The organism is Corallococcus sp. CA041A, from assembly GCF_003612075.1.
Classification (GTDB): Bacteria; Myxococcota; Myxococcia; order Myxococcales; family Myxococcaceae; genus Corallococcus; species Corallococcus exiguus.
Genome location: NZ_RAWF01000377.1, coordinates 1 through 7,162 on the forward strand (window position 1 = coordinate 1; position 7,162 = coordinate 7,162).

At 70.2% G+C, this 7,162-nt stretch carries 10 protein-coding genes; 6 read left to right on the forward strand and 4 right to left on the reverse strand.

All coding sequences use genetic code 11. The annotated features are described in order from the left end of the window. The 5 genes from D7V77_RS38995 to D7V77_RS39015 form a co-directional block, all read left to right on the forward strand. The coding region (locus tag D7V77_RS38995; protein WP_120581283.1) for a ParB/RepB/Spo0J family partition protein at window positions 1–836 on the forward strand (836 nt) is incomplete at its 5' end. Window positions 837–839: 3 nt separating this feature from the next. Next, window positions 840–1,286, forward strand: a complete 447-nt coding sequence (bacM, locus tag D7V77_RS39000; protein ID WP_014400844.1) for a bactofilin BacM — start codon at window positions 840–842, stop codon at window positions 1,284–1,286. 8 nt (window positions 1,287–1,294) lie between these two features. After that, the gene (locus D7V77_RS39005) at window positions 1,295–1,849 is read left to right on the forward strand and encodes a hypothetical protein (protein ID WP_120581289.1); all 555 of its coding nucleotides are present in this window, start codon (window positions 1,295–1,297) and stop codon (window positions 1,847–1,849) included. 53 nt (window positions 1,850–1,902) lie between these two features. Beyond that, window positions 1,903–2,352: a CoA-binding protein gene (locus D7V77_RS39010; protein WP_120581290.1), complete on the forward strand. Its 450-nt coding sequence runs from the start codon at window positions 1,903–1,905 to the stop codon at window positions 2,350–2,352. Between the two features lie 264 nt (window positions 2,353–2,616). After that, complete coding sequence (locus tag D7V77_RS39015; RefSeq protein ID WP_120581284.1) at window positions 2,617–2,808, forward strand: hypothetical protein; 192 nt, start codon at window positions 2,617–2,619, stop codon at window positions 2,806–2,808. 88 nt (window positions 2,809–2,896) lie between these two features. Here the strand turns inward: D7V77_RS39015 and egtD are convergent, their stop codons facing one another. The 3 genes from egtD to D7V77_RS39030 all read right to left on the reverse strand — a co-directional run bounded on the left by egtD (window position 2,897) and on the right by D7V77_RS39030 (window position 6,133). After that, complete coding sequence (gene egtD / locus D7V77_RS39020; protein WP_120581285.1) at window positions 2,897–3,919, reverse strand: L-histidine N(alpha)-methyltransferase; 1,023 nt, start codon at window positions 3,917–3,919, stop codon at window positions 2,897–2,899. A gap of 7 nt (window positions 3,920–3,926) precedes the next feature. Beyond that, on the reverse strand, window positions 3,927–5,261 hold the full coding sequence (gene egtB, locus D7V77_RS39025) for an ergothioneine biosynthesis protein EgtB (protein WP_120581286.1): 1,335 nt from the start codon (window positions 5,259–5,261) through the stop codon (window positions 3,927–3,929). A 209-nt stretch (window positions 5,262–5,470) separates the two neighbouring features. Further along, window positions 5,471–6,133, reverse strand: a complete 663-nt coding sequence (locus tag D7V77_RS39030) for a trimeric intracellular cation channel family protein (RefSeq protein ID WP_158624570.1) — start codon at window positions 6,131–6,133, stop codon at window positions 5,471–5,473. Between the two features lie 123 nt (window positions 6,134–6,256). Between D7V77_RS39030 and D7V77_RS39035 the strand changes: the two genes are divergently transcribed. Continuing rightward, window positions 6,257–6,646 (forward strand): response regulator, encoded by a 390-nt coding sequence (locus D7V77_RS39035; protein ID WP_233597502.1) that lies wholly within the window; start codon window positions 6,257–6,259, stop codon window positions 6,644–6,646. Window positions 6,647–6,683: 37 nt separating this feature from the next. Here the strand turns inward: D7V77_RS39035 and D7V77_RS39040 are convergent, their stop codons facing one another. After that, window positions 6,684–6,953: a hypothetical protein gene (locus D7V77_RS39040; protein ID WP_126936353.1), complete on the reverse strand. Its 270-nt coding sequence runs from the start codon at window positions 6,951–6,953 to the stop codon at window positions 6,684–6,686. Window positions 6,954–7,162: the final 209 nt, after the last annotated feature.

Here is a 7,162-nt window from a genome sequence, read left to right on the forward strand (position 1 = left end):
CCCCCGCGCCGGCCCCCGCCGCGCCGCCGCCGAAGCCCGGCGTGCTCAAGCTGGCCATCGAGTCCATCCACCGCGACCCGCTCCAGCCCCGCCGCCACTTCGACGAGACCAAACTCCACGAGCTCACCGAGTCCATCAAGGCGCAGGGCCTGCTCCAGCCCATCCTCGTCCGGAAGAACCCGAACAAGGGCGGCGACGGCTACCTCATCATCGCGGGCGAGCGCCGCTGGCGTGCGTCCCAGGCCGCCGGCCTGAAGGAAATCCCCGCCATCATCCGCGAGGTCACGGAGGCCGAGTCCTTCGAGCTCGCCCTGGTGGAGAACCTCCAGCGCGCGGACCTGAACCCCATTGAAGAGGCGGACGGCTACCGGCGCCTGGTGGAGGAGTTCAAGCTCACGCAGGAGCAGGTGGCCCAGAAGGTCGGCAAGGAGCGCTCCACCGTCGCGAACGCGCTGCGCCTCCTGGCCCTGCCCCCGGACGTGAAGGCCATGGTGGCGGACGGGTCGCTCAGCATGGGCCACGCTCGCGCGCTGCTGGGCGTGCCCCGGCTGCCGGAGCTCCAGAACCTGGCGAAGCAGGTGACGGAGAAGAAGCTGTCCGTGCGCGACACGGAGCGGCTGGTCCAGCAGGGCAAGTCCGCGAAGGGCGGCAAGGATGCAGGGAAGCCGGCGCCCAAGGTGAGCCCGCAGGTGAAGGCGCTCACCGAGGAGTTGCAGCGTCGGTTGGGAACAAAGGTCCGTCTGTCGGAGAAAAGCCCGGGAAAAGGCACCCTGGAAGTCGACTTCTTCTCCTACGATGACCTCGACAGGCTGTTGAAGCTTCTGAGGAAGGAGTAGGGCGTGGCGCTCCTTGGCGGGAAGAAAGACGAAGCACCCAGCAAGCCCCTGTTCAAACGGGAGGAGGATTTCGTGTCGACGCGTCCGGGTGAGGTTCACACGCTTCTGGGTAAAGGAAGCGAGTTCGAGGGGAAGCTCACCTTCGAAGGTCAGGTTCGAATCGACGGCAAGTTCAACGGGCAGATTGTCACCAAGGACGTGCTCGTCATTGGCGACGGCGCCCGCGTGCAGGCGGAGATTCAAGCCGGCACCGTCATCATCAACGGCACCGTGGAAGGCAACGTGCGCGCCACGCAGCTCATCGAGCTGAAGCAGCCGGGCCGCGTGAAGGGCAACCTGGAGACGCCGTCGCTCTCCATGGACCGCGGCGTCATCTTCGAGGGCTCCCTCAAGATGGAGAACATCGGCAAGGGTGGCGGTAACCCGCCCCCGCCCGGAGAGAAGAAGTAACGGTGCGCATGGTCGCGTCCCACGCGCGGAAGGTCCCGGGGCTCATCGGCCTCGGGGTCGTCTCGCTCGGAGTCCTGTTTGGCGGCTGCGAGGGCTGCCAGAAGAAGACGCCGGTCGATGACATCCATGCGGAGGACGCGGGGCTGCGCTCGGGCGTGAAGGTGCCGTTGCCGCCGGGTTGGTCCGCGCAGGTGGCCACCGACGGCAGCTTCCAGGCGGGCCCTCCCGGCCGCCCGGCGCTGCGCGTGGATTTGAAGCCGGGGCAGGGCGAGCAGATGCCCTCCTCGGAGACGCTGGCGGACAACGTCCGTCAGCAGATGAAGCAGTTCACGCTGTCGCTGGACCAGGAAGAGGACACTCCCTCCTTCGCCCTGCTGCGCGTGACCATGGCCCCGTCCCTGACGGACGGCGGACTGGGCCCGGAGGCGCCCGCGTTCTTCGGCGCCCGGCGCGTGGGGGACGACCTGTTCCTCTGCGCCAGCCTCCCCGGCGCCACCGCGGAGGAAGTCCGCCTGGCCACCGAGGCCTGCCGTACCATCCAGGTCCAGGCCGCGCCCCGCTGACAGTCCCCTGTCGTGAAGGTCGCGGCCTCCTTATGAAGGAGCGCGGAGACCCCATGGACGACTGGCGCAAGAACCTCATCGACGACGCGGAAGGCATTGGCGAGCTGCTCGCGCGCACGAAGCGCATCGCCGTGCTGGGCATCCGGCCGGAAGCGCAGGCGGACAAGCCCGCGCATGCCATCCCGAAGTTCCTCAAGGACCACGGCTTCACCGTGCTGCCCGTGCCCACGCACGGCGAGCAGGGGAGCATCCTGGGCGAGCCCATCTCCGCGTCGGTGAAGGACGTACCCGGAGAGGTGGACGTGGTGCAGGTGTTCCTGCGGCCGGACGACATCACCGCGCACGTGGACGGCATGCTGGAGAAGAAGCCGTATGCCGTATGGTTCCAGCTGGGCATCCGCAACGACGCCGCGGCCGAGCGGCTGGCGCGCGCAGGCATCCGCGTGGTGCAGGACCACTGCATGAAGGTGGAGTGGAAGAAGCGCCACCCGGACGCCCGATAAGCGCCAGCCAGAGGGGAACCCGGGAACGTCCTGCGCGGCCCGGGTGTCCCCATTACGTGAGGAGCGTGATGTTTCTGGTGGCTGCGACTGGCAGGGGATGGACTTCGGGCCCGGCCCGGGGTGCAATTCCGTCCACGTACTGTCAGCCGGAGTCCCCGGGACTTCCCGAAAGCCGTCCGACTTCCTAACCTTAGCCTCCCGACCTGTGCCGAGCGCCCGCCCGTCCCGGGTCTTCACACTGTGCCCCTCGTAAGGAGTCCGCGCATGACGCTCACCGAGATGCTTCCCCTCCCCCTGGCCGCCGTGGAGATCGGGCCCCTGGGTGAGCAGCTAGCAGCGGCGGGGGGACTGGTCATCACCGCGGCCGCCGCGCTCTGGGCCGCGTGGACCCGCCCGGCGCAGCAGCCGGCTCCGGTGCCGGTGCCCGTGCGCCGCGATCCTCCGCGCCGCCGCTAGGCCGCTCCGTCGCACCGTCTGATTCGGGCCCTGCCCCGGCGCCGCGAAACGCAGCGCCGGGCGGCCCCTGCTGAAAGCAGTCTCCCGCTCAGCGCTTCATCGCCAGCGACAGCGCGAAGTCTCCGTCCGCGTCCGTCCACCACGCGGCCAGGTCGAGGCCCGCGTCGCCAAGCTCCGCCTGCACCTGCTCGCGACAGAACTTGCAGCTCACCTCCGTGCGCAGACATTCGCCTTCCGCGAACTCCACGCGCCGCTCCAGGTCCTTCAGCCACACGGACTGGGCCTTGCGTGAGATGAGCCGCATCTCGATCCACTTGTTCGCTTCGTCGAACGGGGCCAGGTGCTCGAAGGCCTCCGGGTCGAAGTCCGCGTTCAGCTCGCGGTTGAGCACGCGCAGCACGTTGCGGTTGAAGTCCGCCGTCACGCCCGCGCTGTCGTTGTAGGCGGCGAACAGGCGCTCGCGGTCCTTGATCAGGTCCGTGCCCAGCAGCAGTCCGTCACCGGGCTCCAGTCCGGACGCCAGCTCGCGCAGGAACAGCGCGCGCTGTGCGGGCTTCAGGTTGCCAATGGTGCCGCCCAGGAAGGCGACGAGCCGCCGGCCGCCGCCCGGGATGCGGCCCAGGTGCTGCTCGAAGTCGCCCACCACCGCGTGCACCGCGATGCGCGGGTACTCGCGAGCCAGACCCTCCGCGGCCTTGCGCAGGAAGGCCTCGCTCACGTCGAAGGGCACGAAGCGCTTGAGCTGTCCGGCCGCGTCCATCGCGTCCAGCAAGAGGCGCGTCTTCTCACTGGTGCCGCTGCCCAATTCCACCAGCGTGTCCGCGCCGCTCAGCCGCGCCACGTCGTCCGCGTGGGCGCGCAGAATCTCCCGCTCGCGGCGTGTGGGGTAGTACTCCGGCAGGCGGGTGATGTCGTCGAAGAGCTGGCTGCCGCGCTCGTCGTAGAGCCACTTGGGGCTCAGCTCCTTGGGCCCATGGCAGAGCCCCTCCAGCACCTCCGCGCGCAGCGAACGCCGCGCGTCCCCGGGTTGCACGTGCACGTCCACCTTCACGCCTGGCGCCGAGTAGCCCTCCGCGACGCGTGCCTCACCCTGCTCCGACCTCATCCTCATGTGACCCTCACTTCACGTCGCGTGCACAGCGGAAGCCGGCGAAGATCTGCCGGCGGATGGGGAAGTCCCAGTTGCGGAAGCTGTTGCGCACCGCCACCGGCGCGCTCGCCCAGGCGCCACCGCGCAGCACCTTGGACGTGTCTCCGAAGAAGACCTCCGAGTACTCGCGGTACGGAAAGGCCCTGAAGCCCGCGTACGGTTGGAAGTCGCTGGCGGTCCATTCCCAGACGTCGCCCAGCAAGCCCCAGACGCCGTCCGCGCTGCGGCCCGAAGGGTGGCTGCCCACGGGCGACGGCCCCCAGCGCGTCCCGCCCAGGTTGGCGTGCGCGTCCGTGGGCGCTGCGTCCCCCCAGGGGTGCGCGCGAGTGACACCGTCACTGCCCTGCGCGGCCTTCTCCCACTCGGCTTCCGTGGGCAGGCGCTTGCCGGCCCAGCGCGCGTACGCGTCCGCTTCGTACCAGGACACGTGCTGCACGGGTTCGTCCTTGGGCAGGCGCTCCACCGTGCCGAAGCGGCGGCGCAGCCAGACGTGGTGGCCCTGCGGACTCCAGAAGAGCGGGTGACGGATCTTCTCCGCCTGGATCCACGCGAAGCCCTTGGGGTCCCACCAGCGCGGATCCTCGTAGCCGCCGGACTCCACGAACACGAGGAAGTCCCCCGTGGTGACGGGGTGCGCATCCAGGAGGAAGGGCGCCACGTCCACGACGTGACGGGGGCGCTCGTTGTCGTAGGCCCACGGGTCGTCGCCGCCCAGGTGCACCGGGCCGCCGGGGATGAAGACCTCGTGCTGTGGCACCGCGCCGGGCTGGGGGCGCAGGGCCTCCACCGGGTGGTACTCCACATGCGTCATCAGCTGCAGCGTGGCGGCCAGCGTCTCCGCGTGCTGCTGCTCGTGCTGCGCCACCATGCCGAAGGCGAAGCCGCCGTGGAGCAGCGGATCCGCGCTGTCCTCGGGCAGCGTCTCCAGGTGCGCGCCCACCGCCTCGCGCACGCGGGTGGCGTAGGCCCAGGCGGCCTCCGGCTCCAGCAGGGGCAGCGCGGAGCGCGTGTTTCGCGGGTGGCGGAAGGCGTCGTAGATGGCGTCGAACGCAGGGTCCGTGAAGGCCGGAGCCCCCAGCGCGCGCAAGAGCCACTGCTCCTCGTAGTTGGCCACGTGGGCCACGTCCCAGACCAACGGGGACATGAGCGGCGAGTGCTGCCGCATCAACTCCGCCTCCGGCAGCGGCGCGAGCATCGCCTGGATGCGCTCACGCCCCGCCTCCAGCTCCCGCCACGCCCGGGCCTTCCACGACCCGGCCTGGCGGATGCGCGCACTCCCCTGTTCCTGGCTCCTCAGCGACATGGTCGGCCCAAGGTAGGAAGGGGCTCCAGGCCCCGCTAACCCCCCGGGCCCCCCTGGTGGGACAGACCCGTGAGGGAGCACACGTTTGCGAGCCTGCTTCCCCTCCGAAATGATCCGCGGTCCTAACGGGGTTGCGGCACCTGTCGGAGAATTCTGGACCGGAAAGTTCGTTTCTGTCCAAAAGATATTCCGGAGGCGCGGCTCCAGCCTCAGGGCGGTCCGCGAGGGCGGCGGGCCTGGATCCGGTCCAGCAGTTGGAGCAGGTCGAACCGGTGCGGCAGCCGCCACCGGCGCCACATGGCGGTGAGGCGCAGCAGGCTGGCCCCGGCGATGGCGGCGGCCTCCGCCAGGGGCGCGGGCAGCTTCAGGCCCACCGCGAGCGCGACGTAGAGCAGGCCGCACAGCAGCGCGACGGTGGCATACAGCTCGCCGGGAGACACCAGCGCGGTGCGCTCGCCCAGGAGCACGTCCCGGATGACGCCGCCGCCCACGGAGGTGACGACCCCCAGGAACACCGCGGACGGCAGGGGCAGCTGGAACGCGAGCGCCTTCTCCAGCCCCAGCACCACCCACATGCCCAACAGCAGCGCGTCCACCACGTCCAGCGCCCGGTGCAGCCGGGACAGCCACGGCGCGAAGAGGACGGCCAGCACCGCGCAAGCGCCCACCGCCAGCAGGTAGCGCGAAGAGCGCAGCGCCGCGGGCGTTTGCCCGAGCAGCACGTCGCGCAGCATGCCGCCCCCCACGCTGGTGCAGATGGAGAGGGCCAGCACCGCCATGGCGTCCAGCTCCCTCCGCAGCGCGTGCAGCGCCCCTGACAGGGCTCCCAGCCCCACCGCGCCCAGCTCCAGGTAGACGGGCAGCGTCAGCATGCCCCCCGAACCTCCCAGAGTGGCCGCTCCGGCCCCAAGGGGGTCATCCTCCAGGGTAGCCATCTGTCCACCAGTTGTCTGGGTATTCCGGGAAGGCGTGTCCGTGTGGGGGAGGGGGTCTCTATGCTGCGGGACATGGTTCAGCCCGCGCCGCACAAGCCCGTGCTGGTGGTGGAGGACGACGAGGATGCTCGCGCCGCCATCGCCGAAATCCTGGAAGCCGACGGCTACGAGGTGGCCGTCGCCGCCAATGGCCGAGAGGCCCTGGACGAGCTCCAGCACCTGCCCCCGCCGAGCCTCATCCTGCTGGACCTGAGGATGCCGGTGATGGACGGCCCGGAGTTCCTGCGCCACCTGCGTGCGGACTGGCCCCGGCTGAAGGCCGTGCCGGTGCTGCTGCTGTCGGGCGTGGGGGCGGAGGCGCTGCCGGACACGGGCGGCCTGCTGAAGAAGCCCATCGTCCCGGACGAGCTGCTGGCCACCGTGGGCCGGCTGTCCGGCCGGTTCGCCTGAAGCCGGGGGCCTCGCGCGAACGAGGGACCTTCGTGCGTCAGCCCAGCCGCGTCACCGCGAGCAGCGTGAGCGTGCTGGCGCGAGGGTCCTTCTCGTAGACGAGCTCCAGGTCGTGGCCCTCCACGCGGTGCCGCGCGGGTCCCGCCACCGAGTCGTGCGACTTCGTCCGCTCCGCCAGCCGCGCCAGGGTCTGTTGCAGGGCCTCGAAGGCCTCGGACGACATCCGCCCCACCTCCCGCCACGCGGGCGGTGCGTAGTGGACGCGGTAGGGCAGGACCAGGCGATTTCTTGCGGAAGACTGGGACACGGGTTCGGTTCCTCGACACTCCATCGCTATTGCGAACCGCGTGCCTGCCCGCCGCTCCCGGGAATTCCGGGCACTTTCGCGGTGGGTCGGCGGTGACGTCTGAAGAAGTTACGGACTCGACCGAATCGTGGGGGAAGAAATGACTGGCCGTATGGCAGGCCTGGAAGAGGGGTGAAGGGGCCCTGGCCGTCCGGCCGGGTGGGGCCTGT

Excerpts from the sequence above, each read along its gene's own strand:
- D7V77_RS39005 (WP_120581289.1), top strand. The coding sequence starts at position 1,295 with ATGGTCGCGTCCCACGCGCGGAAGGTCCCGGGGCTCATCGGCCTCGGG.
- D7V77_RS39010 (WP_120581290.1), top strand. The coding sequence starts at position 1,903 with ATGGACGACTGGCGCAAGAACCTCATCGACGACGCGGAAGGCATTGGC.
- D7V77_RS39015 (WP_120581284.1), top strand. The coding sequence starts at position 2,617 with ATGACGCTCACCGAGATGCTTCCCCTCCCCCTGGCCGCCGTGGAGATC.
- egtD (WP_120581285.1), bottom strand. The coding sequence starts at position 3,919 with ATGAGGATGAGGTCGGAGCAGGGTGAGGCACGCGTCGCGGAGGGCTAC.
- egtB (WP_120581286.1), bottom strand. The coding sequence starts at position 5,261 with ATGTCGCTGAGGAGCCAGGAACAGGGGAGTGCGCGCATCCGCCAGGCC.
- D7V77_RS39030 (WP_158624570.1), bottom strand. The coding sequence starts at position 6,133 with ATGCTGACGCTGCCCGTCTACCTGGAGCTGGGCGCGGTGGGGCTGGGA.
- D7V77_RS39035 (WP_233597502.1), top strand. The coding sequence starts at position 6,257 with ATGCTGCGGGACATGGTTCAGCCCGCGCCGCACAAGCCCGTGCTGGTG.